Source organism: Helicobacter sp. MIT 01-3238, assembly GCF_003364135.1.
Taxonomy (GTDB): domain Bacteria; phylum Campylobacterota; class Campylobacteria; order Campylobacterales; family Helicobacteraceae; genus Helicobacter_B.
The window spans coordinates 1-24,129 of the sequence record NZ_NXLN01000026.1 but is presented as its reverse complement, the minus strand read 5'-3'; the positions used below and the strand labels follow the sequence as shown (position 1 = coordinate 24,129).

21 protein-coding genes and 1 pseudogene are annotated in these 24,129 nt (G+C 41.5%); 15 read left to right on the top strand and 7 right to left on the bottom strand.

The annotated features are described in order from the left end of the window. Nucleotides 1–9: 9 nt before the first annotated feature. Nucleotides 10–951 carry a zinc metalloprotease HtpX gene (gene htpX, locus CQA40_RS08815; protein WP_115520483.1) on the bottom strand — a complete coding sequence of 314 codons (942 nt, stop codon included), beginning with the start codon at nt 949–951 and terminating at the stop codon, nt 10–12. Nucleotides 952–1,516: 565 nt separating this feature from the next. Here htpX and CQA40_RS08810 point away from each other — a divergent pair. From CQA40_RS08810 to CQA40_RS08795, 4 genes and pseudogenes are all read left to right on the top strand, one after another. Further along, nucleotides 1,517–2,173: an outer membrane protein assembly factor BamD gene (locus CQA40_RS08810; RefSeq protein WP_408941420.1), complete on the top strand. Its 657-nt coding sequence runs from the start codon at nt 1,517–1,519 to the stop codon at nt 2,171–2,173. A gap of 68 nt (nt 2,174–2,241) precedes the next feature. Then, a complete protein-coding gene (gene lon, locus CQA40_RS08805; protein ID WP_258864516.1) occupies nt 2,242–4,938 on the top strand; it encodes an endopeptidase La in 2,697 nt (898 codons plus the stop codon). Nucleotides 4,939–5,160: 222 nt separating this feature from the next. Continuing rightward, nucleotides 5,161–5,478 (top strand): annotated as a pseudogene (locus CQA40_RS11690) (DMT family transporter); the annotation flags it as partial. Nucleotides 5,479–5,660: 182 nt separating this feature from the next. Next, a complete protein-coding gene (locus CQA40_RS08795) occupies nt 5,661–5,972 on the top strand; it encodes a multidrug efflux SMR transporter (RefSeq protein WP_023928164.1) in 312 nt (103 codons plus the stop codon). Between the two features lie 85 nt (nt 5,973–6,057). On the opposite strand, the gene CQA40_RS08790 is transcribed toward CQA40_RS08795, so the two are convergent. The 3 genes from CQA40_RS08790 to hisS all read right to left on the bottom strand — a co-directional run bounded on the left by CQA40_RS08790 (nt 6,058) and on the right by hisS (nt 10,237). Then, complete coding sequence (locus tag CQA40_RS08790) at nt 6,058–6,915, bottom strand: flagellar hook-basal body protein (RefSeq protein WP_115520482.1); 858 nt, start codon at nt 6,913–6,915, stop codon at nt 6,058–6,060. A gap of 179 nt (nt 6,916–7,094) precedes the next feature. After that, nucleotides 7,095–8,408 (bottom strand): CapA family protein, encoded by a 1,314-nt coding sequence (locus CQA40_RS08785; RefSeq protein ID WP_115520481.1) that lies wholly within the window; start codon nt 8,406–8,408, stop codon nt 7,095–7,097. 413 nt (nt 8,409–8,821) lie between these two features. Then, nucleotides 8,822–10,237 (bottom strand): histidine--tRNA ligase, encoded by a 1,416-nt coding sequence (gene hisS, locus CQA40_RS08770; RefSeq protein WP_115520478.1) that lies wholly within the window; start codon nt 10,235–10,237, stop codon nt 8,822–8,824. Between the two features lie 96 nt (nt 10,238–10,333). Between hisS and CQA40_RS08765 the strand changes: the two genes are divergently transcribed. Continuing rightward, nucleotides 10,334–11,584 (top strand): glycosyltransferase family 9 protein, encoded by a 1,251-nt coding sequence (locus tag CQA40_RS08765; protein WP_115520477.1) that lies wholly within the window; start codon nt 10,334–10,336, stop codon nt 11,582–11,584. 86 nt (nt 11,585–11,670) lie between these two features. Then, nucleotides 11,671–12,258 carry a flavin reductase family protein gene (locus CQA40_RS08760; RefSeq protein WP_115520476.1) on the top strand — a complete coding sequence of 196 codons (588 nt, stop codon included), beginning with the start codon at nt 11,671–11,673 and terminating at the stop codon, nt 12,256–12,258. Nucleotides 12,259–12,264: 6 nt separating this feature from the next. Here CQA40_RS08760 and CQA40_RS08755 read toward each other — a convergent pair whose 3' ends face one another. Beyond that, nucleotides 12,265–13,173, bottom strand: coding sequence for a menaquinone biosynthesis family protein (locus tag CQA40_RS08755; RefSeq protein WP_115520475.1), 909 nt, complete (start codon nt 13,171–13,173; stop codon nt 12,265–12,267). 266 nt (nt 13,174–13,439) lie between these two features. Here CQA40_RS08755 and metK point away from each other — a divergent pair, with 266 nt between their 5' ends. From metK to CQA40_RS08735, 4 genes are read left to right on the top strand one after another with little or no spacing between them, the layout of a single operon-like run. Beyond that, entirely contained in the window at nt 13,440–14,603 is a 1,164-nt protein-coding gene (gene metK / locus CQA40_RS08750) for a methionine adenosyltransferase (RefSeq protein ID WP_115520474.1), read from the top strand. Nucleotides 14,604–14,618: 15 nt separating this feature from the next. Further along, entirely contained in the window at nt 14,619–14,969 is a 351-nt protein-coding gene (locus tag CQA40_RS08745; protein ID WP_115520473.1) for a TIGR04076 family protein, read from the top strand. Between the two features lie 27 nt (nt 14,970–14,996). Further along, nucleotides 14,997–15,548: a GT-D fold domain-containing glycosyltransferase gene (locus CQA40_RS08740; protein WP_115520472.1), complete on the top strand. Its 552-nt coding sequence runs from the start codon at nt 14,997–14,999 to the stop codon at nt 15,546–15,548. Between the two features lie 28 nt (nt 15,549–15,576). Continuing rightward, nucleotides 15,577–15,888: a GT-D fold domain-containing glycosyltransferase gene (locus tag CQA40_RS08735; RefSeq protein ID WP_258864515.1), complete on the top strand. Its 312-nt coding sequence runs from the start codon at nt 15,577–15,579 to the stop codon at nt 15,886–15,888. A gap of 21 nt (nt 15,889–15,909) precedes the next feature. Here the strand turns inward: CQA40_RS08735 and CQA40_RS08730 are convergent, their stop codons facing one another. Together CQA40_RS08730 and trpB are read right to left on the bottom strand one after the other, a co-directional pair. Beyond that, nucleotides 15,910–16,758 carry an outer membrane beta-barrel protein gene (locus CQA40_RS08730; protein WP_115520470.1) on the bottom strand — a complete coding sequence of 283 codons (849 nt, stop codon included), beginning with the start codon at nt 16,756–16,758 and terminating at the stop codon, nt 15,910–15,912. Nucleotides 16,759–16,775: 17 nt separating this feature from the next. Then, nucleotides 16,776–18,005: a tryptophan synthase subunit beta gene (gene trpB / locus CQA40_RS08725; RefSeq protein WP_115520469.1), complete on the bottom strand. Its 1,230-nt coding sequence runs from the start codon at nt 18,003–18,005 to the stop codon at nt 16,776–16,778. 826 nt (nt 18,006–18,831) lie between these two features. Here trpB and CQA40_RS08715 point away from each other — a divergent pair. The 5 genes from CQA40_RS08715 to CQA40_RS08690 all read left to right on the top strand — a co-directional run bounded on the left by CQA40_RS08715 (nt 18,832) and on the right by CQA40_RS08690 (nt 23,958). Then, nucleotides 18,832–19,461, top strand: coding sequence for a class II aldolase/adducin family protein (locus CQA40_RS08715; RefSeq protein WP_023928153.1), 630 nt, complete (start codon nt 18,832–18,834; stop codon nt 19,459–19,461). Nucleotides 19,462–19,696: 235 nt separating this feature from the next. Further along, a complete protein-coding gene (locus tag CQA40_RS08705) occupies nt 19,697–20,458 on the top strand; it encodes a tRNA threonylcarbamoyladenosine dehydratase (protein WP_115520466.1) in 762 nt (253 codons plus the stop codon). After that, on the top strand, nt 20,422–20,694 hold the full coding sequence (locus CQA40_RS08700) for a hypothetical protein (RefSeq protein ID WP_115520465.1): 273 nt from the start codon (nt 20,422–20,424) through the stop codon (nt 20,692–20,694). Before CQA40_RS08705 ends, CQA40_RS08700 begins: the two co-directional genes overlap by 37 nt. A gap of 6 nt (nt 20,695–20,700) precedes the next feature. Continuing rightward, nucleotides 20,701–21,633, top strand: a complete 933-nt coding sequence (locus CQA40_RS08695) for a carbon-nitrogen hydrolase (protein WP_115520464.1) — start codon at nt 20,701–20,703, stop codon at nt 21,631–21,633. Between the two features lie 468 nt (nt 21,634–22,101). Further along, nucleotides 22,102–23,958 carry a hypothetical protein gene (locus CQA40_RS08690; protein WP_115520463.1) on the top strand — a complete coding sequence of 619 codons (1,857 nt, stop codon included), beginning with the start codon at nt 22,102–22,104 and terminating at the stop codon, nt 23,956–23,958. The last annotated feature ends 171 nt before the right edge of the window (nt 23,959–24,129 follow it).

Below are 24,129 nucleotides of genomic sequence, written 5' to 3'. Positions count from 1 at the left end.
TTGGCAAATCTATTCCCCGTGCAAAGAGCGGATACGGTTTTGCAGGCTTGGGTGCGTGCTAAAAGAGTCGCTAAAGATATATGCGGCTTTTCTAGTTGGATTTGTGTCTATCTCTTTGAAGTCGTTTTTTGCGTAGTTGTTGTGGATTTTTTCTAGCGCACTTATGAGTGGGTTTGGCGAGCGCATAAGGTATGCGCTTCCCGCATCAGCCATATATTCACGCGAACGGCTAAGAAACATTTGTAGCCACAAAGTCAAAAGTGGCAAGACAAATTGCAAAATCAGCAAAATGCTTCTAGCTTTGTTTGCGCCACCACCTCGATTATTGCCCATAAATAGCCACACAGCGTTATTGCACACCAAAAGCAAAATATTGCTTAAAATCCCCACACACATTGTAAGTCTAATATCTCCGTGTCGTATGTGGCTAAGCTCGTGAGCTAGCACGGCTTTTAGTTCTTGCTCATCTAGATTTTCTGCAAGCGCGGAAGTGATAGCCACAAGCGAATTTTCCTCCCTCCAGCCACTTGCAAAGGCATTCATATATGGTGCGTGGATAAGGTATAAGCGAGGGGTTTGGCTAGATGAGGCACTAATCCCAGCGCGAAGCAAGACATTATCAAACGCCATTCGCACGCGTGCTTGGAGCGGAGGCAAGGCGCGAGTGCTAGCATCTAGTAGCTCATACTCATCGCCTTTTAGCATTATCGCATCAAATCGCTTAAGGCTATAAGCGATGATGGCACACGCAATAAGGGAGGCGATAATGGTTACAAGTGGGGGCTCTTGCCCGCTTAGAAGCACTGCAAATCCCCACTCCAAGCTAGGTGCGTCAATGCGCACAATATCCACTAGCAGTCCCACAAGTGCAAAGATAGCCACATAGCAGATAAGCACGATATTTGTTTTTAAGCGATTTTTTTGCAATATAGCATCAAAGGTTGTCTCCATAATGTCGCTCCTTGAAATTTAAGTCTATAAAATGCCTATAAAATCTTACGCATTTTAGCATTTTATGCGGTTTTTATTATATGTGATTTTAGGCAAAATCTATGCCAAAATACTGCAAAATTTATGTCAAAAATCGCTGTATCAAGGATTGCTTCAAAAAATTGCTCCTAAAAGCTGTGCCCAAGTGCTAAGTCCAAGCTATTAAAAAAGGATTGTGCAAAAAATTGCATTGTGAAAGATTGCGCTCTGCTAGTGAAATTTACTTTATTTTCCCAATGTCGTTTTGATACTGCTTAACCTTTTTTGGCTATAATGTTGCGTTTTTGCTTTGATTGCCTTACCTGCGAGCAAACACCATAATAGATACTAATGAAATAAAAACGAAAGGCGCATTATGAATCCTCCTAAAAATCTTACTTTTTTTTCACTTTTTTTACCCGCTTTTTTTTATGACGCGATGATTTGTGTAAAATCTGCAAAATCTACAAAACCTGCCACAAAATCCACTGAAAAATCTGCTAAAAAATCTTGCAGTAGATTTTGGGGGTGTTTTTGTGTTTTTGCTTTGGGCTTTGCCAAAGTATTTTTTATTTTTGCGCTTGGGATTTTGCTAGCTTGTATGCTTACTTCGTGCAAAAAGAAAGAAAAAAATGAGCTAAATAAGCCAGCAATGTATTGGTATCAAAACATCTTAAAAGAGATTCGTATGGGCAATCTAGAAAATGCTGATAATTTCTATGCTTCTTTGCAAAGTGAGCATATCAACTCGCCACTTTTGCCCGAAGCAATGATGATTTTGGGACAAGCACATATCCAAAAAGAGCAATATTTGCTTGCAGAATTTTACTTTGATGAGTATTTGAAGCGATTTGCCAATGCAAAAAACGCTGATTATTTGCATTTTTTGAAACTTCAAAGTCGCTACTATGGGCTAAAAAGCTCAAGCAAAGACCAAGAGTTTTTCTCTGATAGTTTGAGTGATTTTGATGAGTTTTTGGATACTTTCCCTGATAGTCGCTATGCACCATTTGTCAAAACAATGCAAGTGCGATTTGTGCTAGGACAAAATGAGCTAAACAAAGGAATTGTGCGCGTGTATAAAAAAGCAAAAAAACATAGCGCAAGGGAAAAATACGAAGAGAGAATCGATGATGAGCTAGAGCAAGCTACTAAGCCTAAGCCATCGCATATCCCTTGGTATGTGAGAATGTTTAATTGGTAAAAGTTTTTAGCTAATTTTTAATTTTTACAAATATTTTCCAACATTTCCCCAAATTTTAAGGAGCAAGAATGCAACCAAGTAATATTGATTTTCCTATGAGACTTCCTGTGATTGTTGAGGAAGATAATTTCTCTTATCCCTTTAGCATTGTGCCGATTTTTACCCACGATGAGAAAAACATAAAAGCAGCAACTAAAGCACTTGATAAAAATGACTTGGTGTTTGTCTGCTGTGCAAAAGAGCCAAATGATATGCAGCAAGTCGCGCAAAATATCACAAAAGAATCTAGCCCAAAATCTAGCACTGAAAAATCTAGCCTCATCGCCACAAATCCAGTTGACAAGCCTACCACGATGCCCAAACCTGATGTAATCCCTAGTACTGAAAGCATAGATAGACTTGATAAAATCGCCAAACACCAAATACCTTTTTTTGATGTGGGTGTTATCGGCACGATTATGCGCAAAGTTCACTTACCAGATGGTCGCGTGAAGCTATTGTTTCAGGGGCTTACAAAAGGGCGGATTTTGTCATTACAAAAAGGCGAATGCTATGAAGCGTTGGTAGATATTATCAGCTATAAAGAATGTAGCTTTGCCCAAGTGGAAGCGATGAGTAAGGTGCTACGAGAAAAAGTGCAAAATCTAGCAAATATTAGTCAAGTATTGCTTCCGCCAGATTTGCTAAAGTCTATCGAAGAGACAGGCGAGCCAAACCGAATGATAGACTTAGTGGCTTCAAGTATAAGGCTAAAAAAAGAGCAAGCATACAAGCTATTTAGGAGTGATGATACTGAGGAGCGATTGCTTTTGCTAATCGACTTTGTCTCAGAAGAAATCCAAATCCAAAAACTCCAAAAAGAAATCAAAACCCGCGTGCATAACAAAATGGAGCAAACAAACAAAGAATATTTCCTAAAAGAGCAACTACGACAAATCCAAAAAGAGCTAGGGATTGATAAGCAAAGAGATGAGGAAATTGAGCAGTATGAAAAAAAGCTAGAATCCATAAAACCATACCTAAACAAAGAAGCCTACAAAGAGATAAAAAAGCAAATATCTCGCCTAAGCAAAATGCACCAAGAAAGTGGCGATGCAAATATCTTGCAAAACTATGTAGAATGGGTGCTAGAAATACCATTTGGCAAATACGCCAAAGAATCGCTATCTATCAAAAATGTGCAAAAACAGCTTGACTTAGACCATTACTCGCTAATCAAACCAAAAGAGCGCATTGTAGAGTATTTCGCTGTAAAAGAACTCCTAGCACAAAAAGCACAAGCCCAATCCAAAGAGCACACAAAAAGCGAATCTAAAATCACAAAAAAAGATTCTAGCTTGGAAGCTAGCAAAAATTCTAGCCAAGATGACAGCGAAGCTAGAGAAGAAAAAGATAACACAAAAGAAAAAGGCACGATTTTGTGTTTTTATGGACCACCGGGGGTTGGCAAAACTAGCCTTGCGAACTCTATCGCAAAAGCCGTAGGCAGAGAGCTAGTCCGCATAGCACTAGGTGGGCTAGAAGATGTAAATGAGCTAAGAGGACATCGCCGCACATATATCGGGGCTATGCCGGGCAGAATCACACAAGGGCTTATTGAGGCAAAGCAGATGAATCCTGTAATGGTGCTAGATGAAATCGATAAAGTCGCTAGAGGTGTGAGGGGCGACCCTACAAGTGTGTTGCTAGAGATACTAGACCCCGAGCAAAATGTCGCTTTTAGGGATTATTACAACAATTTTAGCATTGATTTATCTCAAGTGATTTTTATCGCTACGGCAAATGATATAGGCGCGATTCCACCGCCATTGCGTGATAGAATGGAGTTTATCGCTATCTCTAGCTACACACCACAAGAAAAAGAGCAAATCGCATTAAAATATCTTATCCCCCAAGAGCTTAAAAAGCACGGACTAGGTAGTGAAGAAATCGAGTTTGGCAAAGAAGCGATAAAGACGCTTATCGAGCGATATACGCGCGAAGCGGGAGTGCGGAACTTGCGCAGAGTGATAGCCTCTATAATGCGCAAAGTCGCTACCAAAATCCTAACCCAACCAAACTACAAAAAAATACGCTTGACACCCAAACTTATCCCTGATTTTATTGATAAAATCGTGTATGAAATCGACCCTGCTAGCAAGGTAGCAAGGGTGGGAATCATAAATGGACTTGCTTGGACAAGCGTGGGTGGAGATGTGCTAAAAATCGAAGCAATCAAGCTAAAAGGCAAAGGAGGACTATCTCTCACAGGAAGTCTAGGAGATGTGATGAAAGAATCCGCCAAAATCGCGCATTCTGTGGTAAAAGTCCTGCTAGATGAAAATAAGCTAAAACCAAAAAGCAAAAAATCTGCCAAAGCCCAAAGCACAAAAGAATCCAAAAAAGAATCTAAAGATTCTAGTGGGGATATGCCTTTTTACTCAAACTTTGACATTCATCTGCATTTGCCAGAGGGCGCAGTGCCAAAGGACGGACCAAGTGCGGGAATCGCTATGGCGTGTGTAATCGCTTCTATACTTTGTGATAGGGCTATAAGTGGCGAGATAGCGATGACAGGAGAGCTGACACTTAGTGGAGATGTGCTAGCCATAGGCGGGCTAAAAGAAAAGCTAATCGCCGCTCACAAAGCAGGGATAAAGCGTGCGTTGATTCCCTCCAAAAACTACGAGCGGGATTTGAGCGACATACCAAAAGAAGTGCTAGATAGCCTGCAAATAATTCCTGTGAAAAATATAGATGAAGTCTTTGCGCAAGTGTTTGTGTAATTCTGCATCGCATTTTATATAAGTTTTTTGTGGCATTTGAAATATTTGGACAATGTTTGCCAAAATGCCTTAACCTTTACACCCCATAAAGCCAAGTAAAAATCAAAAGAAAATCTATTATTTCAAGGGGAGGCTATGCAGGTAAATTATCTCACAAAAATGCGCATAAAACGGCGCAAGTTTGCTAGGAAACTTCAGCAAGATTTTGGCAACACAAATCGCATTATAAACCTTGCGTGGGGGCTTGTGGTTCTTGGTGGGATTGTGGAGTGCTTTTGGGTAAGCGGGCTAAAGCACGCCGATAGCACGCTACTTTACGCGCTTACCGCGCTTGGCATTATTTTTTCATTTAGCGCGATGATTTTGGCTTGCAAGGTGCTAGAGGTGAGTATCGCTTATAGCGTGTTTGTCGGCATTGGCACGGCGGGCGTTGTGGCTGGCGAGATTTTTATCTTTGGCGAGCCTTTCTCCGCGATAAAGGTAAGCCTCATAGCCCTATTATTGTTTGCCGTCATCGCGCTTAAGTTTGTCAGCCAAAAAGAAGATGGCAAAGCCCAAGATGAAGCATTGGTAGAAAATCTCTCAAGTGATTTAGGGATAGATAATGCGCTAGATTCTGCACTGCAGGCTAAAAGAGGGTTGCAAAAGGTAGGTTTAAAATGTGCAGGGAATTTACACAAAAAGGATTCTTACAAGGAAGATTTTAAAAAGGAGGGGCAAAAATGAGCTGGACTTATCTTTTACTCGCTGGGCTAATGGAAATCTTTGGCGTGATTGCGATGAAGCGATACGCAATGAGTGGCAAAAATCTCTACATACTGCTAATCGCCGCACTTTTTGTGCTAAGCCTATCGCTACTCTCACTCTCTATGCGCGACATCGCTATGGGCGTGGCTTATGCGATATGGACGGGGATAGGAGCTGGCGGAGGCGTAGTGGTGGGAATTTTGTTTTTTAATGAAAGCAAAAGTTTTGACAAACTTTTGCTTATCGCCATTATCATCGCGTGTAGCGTGGGGTTGAAGTATATGTAGTTATATGTAGCGGATTTTGCGAGGGTTTGTTTATCCTTACTTTTAGCTAGATTTTGTGATTTTTTACCTAACTAGCGTTGTTTGCTTATGCGCGAACTGCTAGCTTACCTATTGCTTCAGGTGCGAAGTCATCGACATAAGCTCTCATTGCGCGTGAATACATTTCCACCAAGCGATTTGTTTCTATGAGTGCGGTCATTTCTTTTACGGCATTGACATTGCTTTTTTCGATATAGCCTTGCGCTAGCCCGATATTTGTGGTATTTATGATTCTATCTTCTAGTCGTTCTTTTGGGTATTTGTAGAGATTGTAGCCGACTTTTTTTAGGTATTTGGGATTGTCAAAACTTACGATTGCTAGAGCTCCTCCATCTGCGGCTATGCCTATTTCCTCTGTGGCTAGATTGCGAAAAGTTAGATTCCCATTTTTATCCGCTTCTAGCTGCATTCCCGCATTCATCATTATTCCCCCCATATCTTGCTCCTCCTCATCGCCTGCTTCATTTAGAGCAGCGCGAGGTAGCACCCTAAAGCCCTCTTTTGTGCTTAAAAACCCCTCACTATCTATCACAAAGCTCCCATCACGCGTATATCGTACGCCATCAGGGGTGCTTACCACAAAGTAGGCGTTTGGATTTTGTAGAGCGAAGTCTAGCGGATTTTGCGTTTCGGCAAACGCACCGATTTGAAATTCTGTGTATTCCTCACTGATATTTGGCACACGGTTTAGATTTCTGTTTTGGTATTGGGCTGCGGCTCGTGTGTGGTCCTTTATCGGTAGTGTATCTTGGGTTTCTTTATATAGTCGTAGATAGTCTCCGATTACGACATCATCGCGTTTGAAGCCATTGGTGTTGAGATTTGCGAGATTGTTTGAGATGACATCTAGGCGGTTTATCTGTGTTACCATACCGCCCGTATTTGCGTAGTATCCATTTATCATTTGTGTGTCCTTACATTTTTGACATTTTTGTGGATTTTCGCTCCATTTTTAGCCCATTGTTATGAATGTATGCAGATTTATTAAGTGGATTTGAAGCAATGAGTGTTCCGCTTTGTATTTTTGCTTTGCAGTGTATTTTTTTGGCTTAAGTTTTGCCATTTATGTCAAAAGTATAAAATCTAGTGCAAGCCTTGTGAGTATTGTTCTAGTCGTTTTAGCACGCGCTCATAGCCTACTTTAGAATTAGTATCACCATTTTTTTTGTAGATTTTGGGGGAGTAGTCGTTGTGTGTGGTGCTTGAGCTGATACTTGCAGGCACGATGTTATGAAGCACTACAAAGTGGCTAGATTTTGTTATGCGACTTTGTGAGGGCAAAAACTCCCCTTGAGAAAATCGCGATAACCATTGCTTTTGCAAACAAGTATTTTGCTCAAACCCACTTGCAAACTCGCCTGCCTCCTCCTCACTAGCAAAATCCAAAATCAAACTTTGATAAATCATCGTATCTTTGTCTTTGGGATTTTTTGCACCACCATAGATGAAGTTGCCTAGACTATATATGATTTTCTTGTCTTTATATTGCTCGATTCCTTGCAATACGTGGGGGTGATGGGCTACCACCATATCTGCGCCACTATCAAGCGTGAATCGCCCTAGCTGTTTTTGTGTGGCATTGGGATAATGCTCCCGCTCTTCGCCCCAATGAAATGTAAAAATCACAAAATCCGCACCTTGTGATTGTAGCTCGGCAATCTCTTTAGCGACTTGGGATTTTATCGCTAGATTCCACCCGCGATGTCCTGCTAGCCCTATTTTTATGCCATTTACTTCTACAATGCTTAAAATTCCCTCGCCAAAAGTGTGAAATCCAGCATTTATCAAATGCTCTTTTGTGTCTTGGAATCCTTGTGCTCCATAGTCGCGAGAATGGTTATTTGCTAGGTTTAGTGCTTCTATGCTTGCTTCGCGCAAAACTTGAGTGTAGCTTGAGCGTCCTTTGAAAGAAAAAGGCTTTTCAAAGGCGTTTTTTAGCTCCCTATCGCTTAGCACACCCTCCATATTGCCTATGGTTAAATCATCACTCCCTAGCACTTCGCGCACTCCATTGCTGAAGTAGGCAAAATCCCCCTTAACCTCGCTAAATTTTGCATTAAAAGTCTCTCCACTCGCACCTTTGTAATCACCTAGCACATTATCGCCTACAAAGCTAAGAAGTGCGGAAGTCTTGGGTGCTGGGGCGTTGCAAGTGGATTTGGCAGAATCTTTTGTGGAATCCCTTTTTAAGCCTAATTTTGAATCTGTTTGGGAATCTGCTTTAGTGGAATCTTTTTTGGTTTTTTTTGTTGTTTTGGCTGATTGGGTTGATTCTAGGGAATCTTGCTCGCTAGATTCTATAATGCTAGGTTTGATACTGCTATGACAGCCTGCTAGCCACAACGCCACAAAGCCACACAAAAAGGTGTAGAGTGTGCTTTGGAATCTACTTTTCATTTTTAGTTTATCACTTTGATGACAAAAATAGTTGAAAAGGCTAGTGCAATGGTGATTAGCACGGTTACTAAAAGTCCTATCATTTCATTTTCTCCAATTTGTCAAGTTCTTTTTTGAAACTAAACCCACACCAACATATCAAACCTACCAATATGCAAGATACAATTCCTATGGTGGCGTAATCTATCAGGTAAAGCTCGTTTCTATTGGCAAAAGTGTAGCCTCCCACGCCAAAAAGAGCGGTCATAAAGCCTAAAATCAGGCTTTTTAACAAATCAAGTTTTGTTTTCACTCTATCTTTTTTACTCATACCCAAAATTTTATCACAAGAAATGCAAGATTTCCTAAAGATTCACGCCATAAAAGTTTTTAAAAAGCATTGCAAGAAACCTGCCAAAAACTTAAATAGCCTACTATTTCACTATTTCTATTACACGCAAAAGGCTGATAGAATCAAACTGCACGCCCGTTGTCATATTTTTTATGGTGAGTGTTTGGGTGCTAAACTCGTTTTCACCGATGATTATGCAGTGCTCGTGTCCTTTGTTGTTTGCATAGCTAAGCGATTTTTGTAGCTTGGTGGCTTGTGGATAGACTTCGGTGTAGATTTTGCTTCGGCGCAAACTCTGCGCGATTTGGTGTGCGTAAGCGATAAATTCCTCCCTCATACATACGATTAGCACTTCTGCACTTGTGCCTTTGCCTCTAAGCACTCCTAGCTCCTCAAGTCCTGCTAGCAGTCTATCTAGCCCGATACTCGCACCCACGCCACTTATGCGCTCTCGCGAGAAGCTACGCGTGAGATTGTCATATCGCCCGCCAGAGCAGACACTACCGAGTGATTTTAGGCGATTTAGCGTGGTTTCATACACGATTCCTGTGTAGTATCCTAGTCCGCGTGCGATAGCAAAGCTCACACGACACGATGAAGTCGCCATCTGCACACTTGAGAGAATCCTAAAACAAGATTCTAGCTCATCTATGCCTTTTTTTAGCTCGGCATTCCATTCTTTTAGGTATGCCACAGAGGCAAAAAACTCATCTCTTTGCGTGATTTGCTTGATAGATATGAGTGAGATTATTTCATCTACTTTTTTACTATCAAGTTTTAGGGTGGATTGTAGTTCTTTGGCTAGATTTTCTTCCCCAATTTTGTCAAGTTTGTCTATCAAGCGCAAAAAACTTTCCAAATCCTTAGAATCCCTAATCCCAAAATGTTCTGCAATGCCATTTAGCACGCTTCTGTGATTTACCCAAATGGTAAATTCATCTAGCCCTAACGCACTAAGAGAGGCATAAATCACTTCGATAATCTCGGCATCACACCCGATACTATCGCTTCCTATGAAGTCAAAATCACATTGGGTAAATTCCCTATATCGTCCCTTTTGTGCTCTCTCTCCGCGAAACACATTGCCGATAGCAAACCGCTTAAAAGGCAAATCTAGCTCATTTCTATACTGCGTGATAAATCGCGCTAAAGGCACAGTCTGGTCAAATCGTAGCACTACATCTCGCCCGCCATTATCCACAAATCTATATAGCTCTTTTTGTATCTCATCGCTTCCTTGTCGTAGCAAAATCTCGGCATATTCCAAATGCGGTGTCTCAATAGGGGCAAATCCAAAACTTTCAAACACCGTTGTAAGCGAAGCGATTAGCTTTTCTTTTGCCATTGCTTCTTTTGGGAGATAGTCGCGAAACCCACTAAGTGTGCGTGGCGTGATAAGTGTGTTTTGATTTTGGGCTTTGGTTTGGGGGTTAGTAGAGTCTTTTTGGGTGGTTTGCTTGCTAGATTTTTGGCTAGATTCTTTGCTAGATTTTGGCATAGTGCGCTCCAAGTGCATAAATTTTGGCGTATTATAACAAAGTTGCTAAAATGCAACCAACAAAAACGCGCAATAAAACAACTAAAGGCACATAAAATGAAACGCGACACAACTACCAAAGCCCAAAATCTGCCACAATCCCCAAAAATCCTCATTCGCCTGCCAAATTGGCTAGGAGATGCGGTTATGAGCACTCCTGCGCTAGAGCTACTAAAATCACACTTTAGCAAGGCTAGATTTTGTCTAGTCGCACCAAGTGGGGTGCTAGAAGTCTTTAGAGGTGATGAGCGCGTAGAAGTCTTTATCCCTGATGATAGCAAAAAATCAAAATGCCGAGTGCTAGCCACAAAAGCCCTAGCAAATCGCGTGATAAGTGATTTTGGAGTGCCAGATATTGCCCTAACGCTTACAAATCATTTTTATAGCGCGTTGTTTTTAAGGTTTACTAAAGCGCGTTTTAGGGTGGGATATAAGCGCACTTTTGGCAGTGTGCTACTAAATAAAAGTGTGCCAAAGCTACGAAATATCCACCAAGTGCTAAGCTATGCAAATCTAGCTCGGTGCGTGATAGATTTGCTAGATTTTAGTGGATTTTGCGATATTAAAACACTAGAATCTATCACGCCAAATCTTAAGCTACATTTAGCCCAAGAAGCAAAAATCCCAAGCGAGTTTTTGGATATTTTTTGTGATAAAACTTGCGATAAAGACGCCACCAAGAAATCAAATCAAAAAATCATCGGGCTAAATCCAGCTGCAGCTTATGGAAGTGCTAAGCGGTGGTTGCCTAGCTATTTTGCAGAGGTTGCTAGCTATTTTGCACTGCGCGGGGAAGTGGTGGTGATTTTTGGCACGAAAGGGGATTATGAGCTAGGCGAGCAGATACGCACTCAAGCCCAAAATCTAGCCCAAGATATTGCCCAAAATGTTGCGCAAGATTTTGGATTAGATTTTGCCAAAAAATCAAATGCCAAAGAAAACATACAAGAAGAGAGTGTGCAAAAAAATATCTTAAATCTTTGTGGCAAGACAGATATTCAAGGGCTTATGAGGGCAATTAGCAAGCTAAGTGTGTTTATCACAAATGATAGCGGTCCTATGCACATCGCTTGTGCGCTAGGTGTGCCTACTATCGCGCTTTTTGGTCCTACAAAAAGTAGTGAGACAAATGGATTTCGCGCTAAATATTTTACTTTGTTGCAAAAGGAAGTGCCTTGCACTCCGTGCAAAAAGCGCGAATGCCCACTGCCAAAGGGCGAGGGACATCATAAGTGTATGGTGGATTTGCTTCCCTCTTTGGTAATAGATGAAGCAAATAAGATTTTAGAAAAATACGCCAAAACCTAAAAACGCGTTACAATGTGAAAATGCAAATTTTGTAAAAAATCAAAACGCAAGTTTTTTAAGCAAAAAGCAAAACTTAAGGAGGCAATATGATAGTGGATTTTGGATTTTCAAGCGCACTTGCAAACTATCGACTGCTAAGCAATACTATTACTCCTCGTCCTATTGCGTGGGTGTCTAGCATAAATTCAAATGGCGTGGTAAATCTAGCACCTTTTAGCTTTTTTGGCGTGGTGAATTCTACACCACCGATATTTTCGCTATGCTTCTCGCTAAAGAGTGATGGCACTCCCAAAGATACTTTGCAAAATCTGCGTGATACAAAGCGTGTGAGCGTATCGCTTGTAATGGTTGATTGGCTAGAAAAAGTCGAGCAAAGTGCTAGTGAGATAGAGCCAAATAGGAGTGAGGCTAGCGCGTTTGGCATAGAGCTAGAGAGTGTAGATTGTGCCTATCCACCTTTGCCAAAGGGCGTGAAAGTGGCTTATTTTTGCGATTTAAGAGAGATTTTGAATCTAAGTGTGGCAAACACCACCGCGCTCATAGAGGCAAAAAAATGCTTTGTAGATGATGAGATTTATAAAGATGACTTGCGCTTTTTGCCACCTCATTTAGGCAGGGTGGGCAAATACTACTTGCAAGCAAAAGAAGTCATCGACCCTAAAATCAAAGAGTGATAGAATCTAGCAATTTCGCAGTTGCGCGTATTCGCGTGGGATAAAAAACTCGCTTGCTTTTATCGCTTTGTCATATTTGCTATGCCTTTCTCCAAGTGCGAAAAGCACATCTAAAGCTAGAATCTGCTTTTTGCTAAGGCTTATGGATTCTGCATTTGCATAGAGATTTAGATATGTATCTAGTTGCGTGGCATTTACGCGTATTAGGTTACGATTTAGTAGCATAGATGATAGTAGGGGTTTATTATCTGTGGCGACTTGCACGGCTTTTGTGAGGGTGGATTCTATCTCTATGGCGCGATTTAGTGGGATAGAGCGGCGCAGTGCCATTCCTCCTAGTGGCAGTGGCAGGCATTCATCTTTGCCTAAAATCTCTCCTACTTCATCGCTAAAAGATTCTTTTGCTACCTCGTTTGATAGCTCGCGCCAAATCTCCCATATCTCGCGCTCTACTTCTAGCTCTTCGCTAAAATCTAAAATCGATTCGTGGATTAGCACTCCTGCATCGACTTCGCCATTTAGCACGGAAGATTCGATTTCTAAGAAGTTTTTATACACCACTCGTGCCTGTGGATAAGCGATAGAAAAAAGTAGCGCGTTTGTGGTGTATTTGCCACTTAGGGCGACTTTGAAATTTGGCTTTAGCTTTGCTCCTTTGCGCTTGATTAGCTTTGGACCGTAGCCATTACCAAAGCTAACTGCTGTGCGAAGCAGTGCGTAGGATTCTCTTACAAACGGATATAGCGCGAAAGAAATCGCACTTACATCATAGACTTCCTCCAAAGTGGCGCGGTTTAGCGTCTCAATATCAAGGGCGACACTCTCAAATCCCAAAGAGCAATCCACCCACCCAAACTTTATCGCATAATACATAAAAATATCATCAGCATCGGGACTATGCGCGATTTTTATCATTTTTTCTCCTTAAATAAAAGCCTTAGATTTTGCTACTCTAGCGTGATTGGGGGCGTGATTTTGGCGTATAATGATTTGTGGATTCTAGCATAAGTTTGTGTATGAATCTTTAAGTAGTTTTTGCACAAACTCATATTGTGTTTGCACATTTTATTTAGAAATTTTAGCTAGGATTTTACGCATAAAGGTTGCAAATCGCTAAAACACAATACGAGTTTAGATAAGAGTTTAGCTTTTTGCACAATCAAAATTTAAGGAGTTTTCAAATGGCAACAAAATCTTTTCTCTTTACTTCCGAATCCGTTACAGAGGGACACCCCGATAAAATGGCTGACCAAATCAGCGATGCGGTGCTAGACTACATAATCGCGCGTGATAAAAAGGCGCGTGTGGCGTGTGAGACACTGCTTAGCAATGGCTTTTGCGTCATCGCAGGGGAGCTAAAAACGAGCATTTACGCGCCTATGCAGGACATTGCGCGTGAGGTGGTGCAAGACATTGGCTACACAGACGCGCTCTATGGCTTTGACTACAAATCCTGCGCGGTGCTAAATGGCATAGGTGAGCAAAGCCCTGACATAAATCAAGGCGTGGATAGGGAGGATGGCGAGATAGGTGCGGGAGACCAAGGGCTTATGTTTGGCTATGCGTGCCGTGAGACGCCTAGCCTTATGCCACTGCCTATTTGGCTCTCTCATCGCTTGACAGAGGGCTTAGCGGCAAAGCGCAAAGACGGCACACTGCCATTTTTACGCCCCGATGGTAAATCTCAAGTAACCGTGCGCTATGAAAATGGTGTGCCAAAGAGCATTGATACGATTGTGATTTCCACACAGCACAGCCCAGAAACGGCGCAAAATCATCTAAAAGACGCCGTGATAGAGGAAATCGTCCAAAAAGTCCTGCCAAAGGAATATCTAAATGATAATATCCGCTACTTTGTCAATCCCACAGGCAAGTTTGTCATCGGCGGACCGCAAGGGGATGCGGGGCTTACAGGGCGCAAAATCATTGTGGATACTTACGGCGGGAGCTGTCCGCACGGCGGAGGCGCATTTAGCGGGAAAGACCCTAGCAAAGTCGATAGAAGCGCGGCGTATGCGGCACGATATGTCGCTAAAAATCTAGTCGCTAGTGGCGTGTGCGACAAAGCGGTGGTGCAACTAGCTTACGCAATCGGCGTGGTAGAGCCTGTGTCAATTTTAGTCGATACGCAAGGCACGGGTAAAGTAGAAGATTCCACTCTCACAGAATGTGTAAAAAAGGTATTTCGCCTAACGCCAAAGGGAATCATTGAATCGCTTGACTTGCTCCGCCCCATTTATCGCAAAACTGCAGCGTATGGGCACTTTGGACGCGAATTGCCTGAATTTAGCTGGGAAAAAACCGACAAAGTCGAAGCAATAAAGGATTTTTGCAAAGTCAAGTAGGCAATAAGGCTTGCGATGAAAAAATGGTATAACGAGGAATACGAGTTTGAAATCGAAGTGGTGGGATTCCTGCGGGGCGAGGAAACGCAAGGGTATTGCAGGAATGGCGAGGAGATTGGCGATAAGTATAAATGCTCGTATGGTTGCCCTGTAAATGAGGAGGGGCAGGGCATTTGCTCTAAGACAATGATGATAATGTTCCCTGCTATGGAGGCGGTGCGAAGTGGCGGGGACTTGGAAAATATCGGTGGGGAAAGCAAGTATAGCAAGGTTATCGTTTGCCCTGATGGTTGCGTGATTTTCAAGCTCACAGCGACTAAAACGGGCAATGAAAACTTTTTCAAAGGCGGATTTGTAGCGAACTAATCCATAAAAAATTAAAGGAGCGTTAATATGAAACTACTCAAACCGATAGAAATATTCTTTCGCAATTTGCGCGATAGCTTTCGGTATTCACTGAAAGATTTACATAGAAATGCTAAGTCACGATTAGATGATGATTTGCTATTAGAGCATATTTTATATGCGATTCCAAATAGTGGCATAAAACGTCCCACGATTTTAAACGCTGATGAAACGAGAAATGAGATTTTTACCACGAATAAAAATATTGCACGATTTGGCGATGGAGAGATAATGGTGATGAATGGCGATGACATAGGATTCCAAAAAGCAGATAAAACGCTTACAATGCGACTAAGGGAGATTTTTACTAATCCACATTCAAACCTAATGATTGGCATAAATCGCAGATATTATTATCCAAATCCAATGGCTGAAATCATAGAGCAAACAAATGAAGTTTGTAAAAATTTTGAACTTTATGCTGTGCCAAAAATGCGCCAAATACTTACAAAATACATAAATTATGACATTAAATATTGTGAAGCTAGCACGGGTAAAATGGTGGGGGGGGGGGGGGGAAAACTTCCAAATGTGGCGTGATTTTTTCCAAGATAAAAAGCTTGTTTTAGTGGGTTGCAAAGAGGCTTTTGATAGCTATAAGTTTAATATTTTTGATACCGCAAAAGAGCTTAAATATGAATTTGTCCCAAACAAACATTGCTTTAGTGAGTATGATAATATTTTGGCGCGATTAAAAGGCTATGATAAAGATTTTATTCACATTTTAATGTGCGGACCAACGGCAAATGTTTTGGTGGCAGATTTGACAGAGATTGGCTTTCGTGCATTAGATTTAGGACATTTAGCAAAAAACTATGATTGGCAAAAAAAGGGCATAGATATAAATGCAAATGTTGTGAAATTTACTTTACCTGACTGAATAAAGCGTAAAATCTAGATTCTAATCAAAGTGAAATGTATATCGTGCCAAGATGCTGTATTCTTGCCCAAAAGTTACTTTATATGTGGTTGTCCCTGTATTTTCGCTCATTAGCTCCACAGGTAAAAATGGCACTTGTAGCGCGATTTCGATTCCGTGATTTGTGGCGATATTTGTGCGAAGCCCCACATTTAGAGCGACATCAAGGGCTGTGTCTATGAATTTTACTCCCAATTTTTCCGCTCTATTTTTTGATTCTTCAATATCCTTGCCCGTTATCTTTGTCGCACCGATTCTAGTTCCTGCAAATGCACCAAATTCAAGCGATTCATTAGAAATAAAGTTGGCTAAAAAATCCATATTTACACCGAAATTTACAAAAATCGCTTTTAATGCTTTGTCCTCGCCATTAAGTTTGTTCATATTGTGGTGCAAATCCAAGTTTGCATAAAATCTAAGCCCCAAATACTCATTAAAAAATTTCTTATACCCAATCACAAAACCATAACTTAAGCCACTACGAGATTGTTTGACTTTATCAATGCCAAAAGCAGTGCCACTGCCACCGATTCCGACTCCTATGAATGCACTACTATCTTCGGCAAATGTGATATTTGCACCAAGCAAAAACAATGCTAAAGCGATTTTAGGGAGTTTGTGAGATTTTGTGAGATGTTTGTAAAAAGTATGCCAAGCTAGCCTAACTTGTGAATTTAATTTGCTATTGCCCCCCCCCCCTGTGAGAAAAATTTTGCCACATTTTTGTATCCTTTGAATGTAAGTGCTATGTATTTCGCACAAAACGCACGAATCTATAAGGCGAGATTGAAAGTGGGATTGTAGCATATCTTTTTGGTGTTTTGTTGCCAAAAAGATATGCTTTTTATTTACTCCCCATATCCGTAATTTTCTGCCACAAAGTCTATATCCTTATCGCCTCTGCCGCTTAGATTTACCAAAATCTTTTTGCCTTTTAGCTTTGGTGCGATTTTTAGCGCGTAGGCTAGTGCGTGGCTAGATTCAATTGCGGGGATTATGCCCTCGTTACGACTTAGCGTGAAAAACGCTTCTATCGCTTCCTTGTCGCTTATGGTTTCTACTTTTGTGCGCCCGATTTCGTGCAAGTAGGCGTGCTCTGGTCCCACGCTTTGGTAGTCTAAGCCACTTGCTACGCTATGCACGGGTGCGGGTTCGCCCTTTGCGTCTTTTAGCATTATGGAGTTAAAGCCGTGCATTACGCCCTCACTTCCATAACTCAAACTTGCGGCGTGCTCGCCAAGTTTTGCATTGTGTTGCGCGCCCTTGCCAAGTGGCTCTACGCCTATAAGCTCGATAAACTCATCATCGATAAATCCGCTAAAAATCCCCATAGCATTGCTTCCACCGCCCACACACGCAGTTACAATATCTGGCAACTCGCCTGTCATCTCTAGGAATTGCTCCCTTGCCTCAAAGCCCACAACCGCTTGAAAATCGCGCACGATTTTGGGGAATGGGTGCGGTCCTACCACGCTGCCTATGGCATACATAGAGTTTATCGGGTCAGCCAAATACGCTTCAAAAGCCGCATCTACCGCTTCTTTTAGCGTTTTCGCACCCGCACTCACAGGCACGACTTTCGCACCCAAAATCTTCATACGCACGACATTTGGATGCTCCTTTGCTATATCCACCTCGCCCATATAAATCTCGCACTCCATTCCAAAATACGCCGCCGCAGTGGCTAACGCCACGCCGTGCTGTCCTGCGCCCGTCTCGGCGATGAGCTTTTTTTTGCCCATAAATTTTGCCAAAAGTCCCTCGCCCATACAATGATTGAGCTTGTGTGCCCCTGTGTGGTTTAAATCCTCGCGCTTGAGGTAAATCCCCGCTCCGCCGAGTTTGCGCGTGAGATTGTGCGCAAAATATATGGGTGTGGGACGCCCTTGAAAGGTTTTGCGAATCTTACGCAGCTCCGCGATAAAGTCGCTATTTTGCGCGATTAGATGATATGCTTCATCGATTTGCTTCATCTGCGTTGCTATCGCCTCTGGGACAAACGCCCCGCCAAATTTGCCAAAAAATCCCTCGCTATTAGGGAATGCCTTAAGATAAGGCTTTGTAGTGTTGTTTTTCATTTTTTATCCTTTGTTTGTTAGTTTGCTTAAATCTTGCTCTAAGAATCTAGATTTGTGCGGTTTTACAGATTCTATCGCATTTGCGTGATAAGTGCGCTAAAAATACGCTCTAGATTCTAGAAAGCCCAAATGTGATTAGATGAAATGTGTATATTAGATTTGCGGTGCGGGAGCGCACCACCACGCGAAAGTAGCATTTTTGCTAGAAAAAGAAATAGCAGAGAAAGAAATAACATTGCAGAAAAAAGAAGTAGAGTTGTGGAAAAAATAAGTGGTATTGCAGGGAAAAATAGCATTAGGATTTTGCGCTAGGCTTTGCGCTCGCTTTGTGCAATCACAATGCGAGCGATAAAAACTTACAACACTTAAGTAAAAAAATCTCGCTAAATGTGTGATATACACCATTTTGATTTTGCCCCTTTGATAGATTCGCGCTTCACAAATTAAGTTTCACAAATAGTTTAATTAAGAATTAAAAATCCAAATTGTAGCACAAAAATGCAAAAAGGATTGTATTTGTTTGTAAGTGGTGGATTTGCTTGATTTAAGCCGTTGTGATAGATTTGCAAAATCACCTATGCAAAATTTATCCTAAATGGCGCACCAAAAAATAGCAAAATAATCAAGCACACACATTATGCTTTGACACATTTATAAAATCTAGATTTTATCCTCTTTATAAGCTATAATTCCACTTAAAAAATAGTGAAATACTCAAGCGCACACAAACTAAAAAATCCCAAAAAGCACAAAATCTAAGCCAACACCATAAACGCTAAACACTTAAAATGCCGACACCTGACTACTTAAAAATCTAGGAGCACTTATGAATATCCACATTAAGCATACTGATACCGAGCTGATACATAGGCTTTGCAAGGTTTCTTCCTCTCTTTTTCAAAGCGGGCTTTTTGGGATTTTTTATGGCAGTATTTCTGCAAGGCTTAGCAAAGAAAATTTCCTCATCAATCGCAAAGATGCCCTGCTAGATTCTATGGATTTGGATTCGTTTATGCTACTTCACGACAAAGAGGACTACCGCTGGAAAGAAGCAAGCCTTGATAGCTATATTCACGCAAGCATTTATCGCAATTTTTTAGACGCGCAGTTTGTGATTTGTGCGTATACTCCGTTTGCTAGTGCTTACTCGCTAAAGCGCACTAGCCTTATCCCAAATGACTATTTGGGCTACAAAGTGCTAGGCAAGCAATGCCCGATTTTGGATAGCAAAGACTATGACACCCTCTATGAGCGCGTGGATACGGATATTGTGCGGTATTTTAAAACCCACAAAAGCAATTTTGTCATCATAAAGGGATTTGGGATTTATGCCTACGGACGAGATTTAAACGCTGTGGTGAAGCTCATAGCCACAGCAGAGCATAGCTGCAAAATCTCACTATTTAGTGAATCCATAAACGAGCTATACACTGATGAATCTCAATTTGAAGTCTAGCCAAGTCTAGCACCTTGCCAAATCTGCAAAATCCACCAAGCAAAATCAACCAAAAATTTATTTAAGCAGATTTTTATCAAACCAAAATCAACAAGCCTTTTTAGCCACCTTTTTTTCGCACATCTTTTTGGCACTTTGTCAAAAAACGGGGCATATTTTGGGGTATATGTGCTATAATCGCTAATTTTCTTTGCAAAAAAAATCAAATCATAATCATCATTTAAGGGGAATTATAATGACTAGCCCAAAACCAATACCACTTGAGGAACAAATCATACTTCAGGGGAGTTCTACCGATAGATTTTCACGCTCCAAAATCCTTTTTGGCGAGTATTACCAAAAAATCGCAAATGCCCGCGTGCTGATACTTGGCACGGGCGGTGTAGGGGGATTTGTCCTAGACGCGCTATATCGCACGGGCATTAGCCATATCACTATTGTGGATAAAGACTGCTTTGAGGTAAGCAACCAAAATCGTCAAATCGGCTCGGAGCGCATAGGCGAGCCAAAAGTGCGCGTCCTAGAGCAACTATATGAGGGAGTCAAAGGCATAGAAGCCACGCTAGATGAGGAGCTAATCGAAGTGCTAGGGCTAAATAAGCCAATCATAGATTTTGACTATGTTGTCGATGCGATTGATGATATAGACGCAAAAGTCCTAGTCGCACAAGCGTGCAAAAACCTCCCCTACGGACGACACATATCCTCTATGGGCAGTGGCAAAAAGATAAACCCTCTTAATATCCGCGTGGGCAATATTTGGATTACTCACGGGGATAAGTTCGCGAGGAAATTCCGCGCGTATCTAAAAAAAGCTGGCTTTGATGGGAATTTCAAAGTAGTATTTAGCTCGGAGAGGGCGCACTGCTCTTTGCTAGGGAGCTTTGAAGCGGTTACAGCGAGCTTTGGGCTACAAATCGCAAGTGAGATTATACAAGACATCATCATAAGGGAGAATCGATGTTTGCCACAGCAACAACCACAGCTAGAAATATAGACAATATGAGCGATTTTATGAATGATTTTGCTTATGCAAATGCGCTTCCAAGCATATTTACAAATGCCTTTGTAAGCACATTTCCATTTAGCGCGAAATCTGGCTTTGATGATGAGGAAGAGGGCGAGTGGAGCGATGATGAGGAGCAGTGGGAAGATGATGAGTTTGATGAGTCTGGCTTTGAGCAATATGATGATGATGACTATCAAAACCCCGATAGTGAATACGAGGAATAGCCCACAATGTCCGCGCAAAAAGTAAAAATCACAGCGATTCAGCATAGCTACAAAGGCAGCTTTCGCGCTACGCAGGATTTCATCGCCAAAGAGATTAGACAAGCCACAAAAAACGATAGCGTAGAAAATAGCGCAAAAAACGACACAGATAAAAGTGCCAAAATTCCTCACATTGTCGCCCTGCAAGAATTGCACTCAAATCTTTACTTTTGCCAAAGTGAAAATGTAGATACTTTTGACTTGGCAGAATCTTTTGATGATGAGGTTGCCTTTTTTTCCTCACTTGCAAAAGAATGTGGTGTGGTAATCATTACTTCGCTTTTTGAGAAGCGGGCAAAAGGGCTATATCACAATACCGCCGTAGTTTTTGAAAAAGACGGGCAAATCGCAGGAAAATATCGCAAGATGCACATACCTGATGACCCTAGTTTCTATGAGAAGTTTTACTTCACGCAGGGGGATTTGGGCTTTGAGCCTATTGATACGAGTGCGGGTAGGCTAGGTGTGCTAGTGTGCTGGGACCAGTGGTATCCAGAGGCGGCGCGGATTATGGCTTTGAGAGGGGCTGATATGCTTTTTTATCCCACTGCGATTGGGTTTACACCAAGTGATGATAGTGAGGAAAAATCCCGTCAGCTGGATGCGTGGCGCACGATACAGAGAGCGCACAGCATTGCAAATGCCCTCCCTACTATCGCTATAAACCGCGTGGGCTTTGAGCCTGATAGTAGCGGAGTGGGCGAGGGGATAGAGTTTTGGGGACATAGTTTTATCAGCGGTGCGCAAGGCGAGATTTTGGCTCATCTTAGCGACAAAGAGGGGATTTTGGAATGTGAGGTGGATTTGTCCCGCACCCAAGATGTCCGCAGAATCTGGCCATTTTTGCGCGATAGACGAATCGATGCTTACAAGCCGATTTTGAAGCGATTTTGTCGCTAGATTTTGTGCATAGATTTTGACAAACTAAAGCACAAAATCTCAAAATCCTAAAATCAACTCCAAATTTTTACGCTTTTTTACAAAATCCTTAAGGTATTTTTATGACACTTTTTGGCATTTTTGCAATATTTAAGCAGCACTCTTGCGACAATGCCGTTTATAAACCTTTGCATATTTCTATCAAAGCAAACAATATACGCCATTGCACACACCAAGCGCGTTTTTGCTAGATTTGAAATATTCACTAAAAACATACATTTTATGATATAATCTCGCTTTTATCCTTAGAGACTATTTGGACATATTTGTCATACAAATTGCTTGTTTGCTTTTATGGATTTTATTTAAGCCAAGATTCCCCAAGCAAAATCTAGGCAAAATCTAAAAAGCAAAATTTGAAGCAGGGATTAAAAGAAGTCTTGCCATAGCACACAAAGTGCTTACACATTTTTACAAAAGGAATGTCAAATGAAAATTAAAGCCTTGCTAAAAACTTCGCTAGATTTTTTCCACAGTTGCGCGAAATCGTTTGTAAGAGAATTGTTTGCAAAAAAATCATTTGCACGAAAATCATCTATAAGATTTTTGCTACCACCACCACTTACGAATGCCCCAGCGAGTTTGGCGCGATTTTGCAAGCTAGTGCTTCACAAGAGTATTGCGAAGTCTTGCGCTCCCTTTGTCGCACTACTTTGTATCAGCTCTTTGCTTTCATTTGCCAATGCGTATAACTATATTGCTGCGGCTTCTGTGGCAGGTGGAGGCAAGCTAGTCGCAAATGGTGTGGATATAGGGTGGCTAAATTTTACTAGAGGTGTGCCACTAAGTGTGTCTTTTGGTGGACAAAACAGGATACGAACGCTAAGCGTAGATACAAACAACACCATAGATATTATGCTTGTGGGACTCAATGGCAATCATCTTATAATCGATGATTTTGAGGGTGTAGGACGAGCAAATATTATCACAACTATACCCGAACTTGTGCTCATACAGGGTGATGTGGCTAAAGACAAAATCACAATCAACGGAAAGAGTGTGATAGGTTTAAAATCTATCATCACAGCACAAGAACAAACAATCATAAACAAAGCCTATACGGGTGCGGGTGCTTATCTTATGAATACAGATACCCTAAAGATAAATGAAGTCGTTGGCGGAGTAAAAAATGAAGTCTATCAAGACCAAACTACTTTTGACATCAATACAGGTGGCAGGGAAAATGCAAATATAGAGATTGGCAAGGGGGCAGAATATGTCCGCGTATGTGTGTCTAAGGATAATTGCAAGCCTTATGCCGAGTGGAAAGCCAAGCAAAATATAGAGGGTAAAAACAACTCCCCTGTAAATGATTCTAGCTCCAGCATACAGGGTAGTGCACAAAATGGCACGCAAAACGCACAATCAAATACAAACACCCTACTAAACCCAAGAAAATCTTATGAAAATCTATCCAATATCGCTGATAACAACACTATGCTTATCTACAATATGCTTTCAAACTATGAGGGAACATATCTAGCCTATGACTATGGACTAGCAAACACTATTAGCGTAGGTGCGTTTCAAAACGGATTTTTCGCTCGCTACTATACAAAAAACAAATGGGCTTCAAGTGGCAATGACCACGGATATGACATAGGTATAAAGTTTCGTAGCAAATGGACTAAGGCAAATCTATATTATAGCCACTACTACCAAGACTCCCTCGTGGCTACGCTTGGGCTAAAGAGAGAATTTAGCTTTAATCTTAGTGATTCCTTTGGCTTTGTGCTTACTCCCTCTATAAACGCAAACTATGCTATGACGCTAAAAAAAGACTATATCCCTACAAATCATCTAGGATTTTTCACAGCCCAGTTACAAGCGGGGGTTCGCCTATGGCGCACCACACTGCTAGCAAAAGCAGGTGCAGGCAAAGCATACAATTCACTAAAAACGATTTCCCTTGATAATGGTGCTTTGAGCTATGAGCCGACTTTTATCAACAATGTCTACACGCTAGGTGTAGGGATAAATCAGCGACTTTTTGGCGGGCTTCATATCGCAGCAGAAGCGGGATATGTGTATTTAGACAAGCAGTTTTGGGAAAGCGGACAGCTAAAGTCTGGTGTGTTTAGGGCAAATGCGATGATTATCTACAAATTTAGAAGCAATAGGTTTGATAATATGATGGGCTACTATGATGAGGAGGGCATATATAGAGAGTCTGCCAAAAGAGATAGATACGGCAGGACTATGCGAAAGTCTAGTGCTAGAAGCACAAGAGAGGCAAGGACAGATAGAAGTCATCTGCGTCCAGAGCGCGTAAGTGCTAGCTACTAGAGCAAAAGCACTAAAGAATTAGTGCGTAAGTCTATCTAGCAAAACTAGATAAGACTTTAAGAAATAGTCAAAAAGTCTAAAACGGATAAAAAATGATACGGATAGCCTATGCCTACTCGCACGACACTGTGCGGGGGGGGGGGGGGTAATATCTCAACACAAATCGTATCT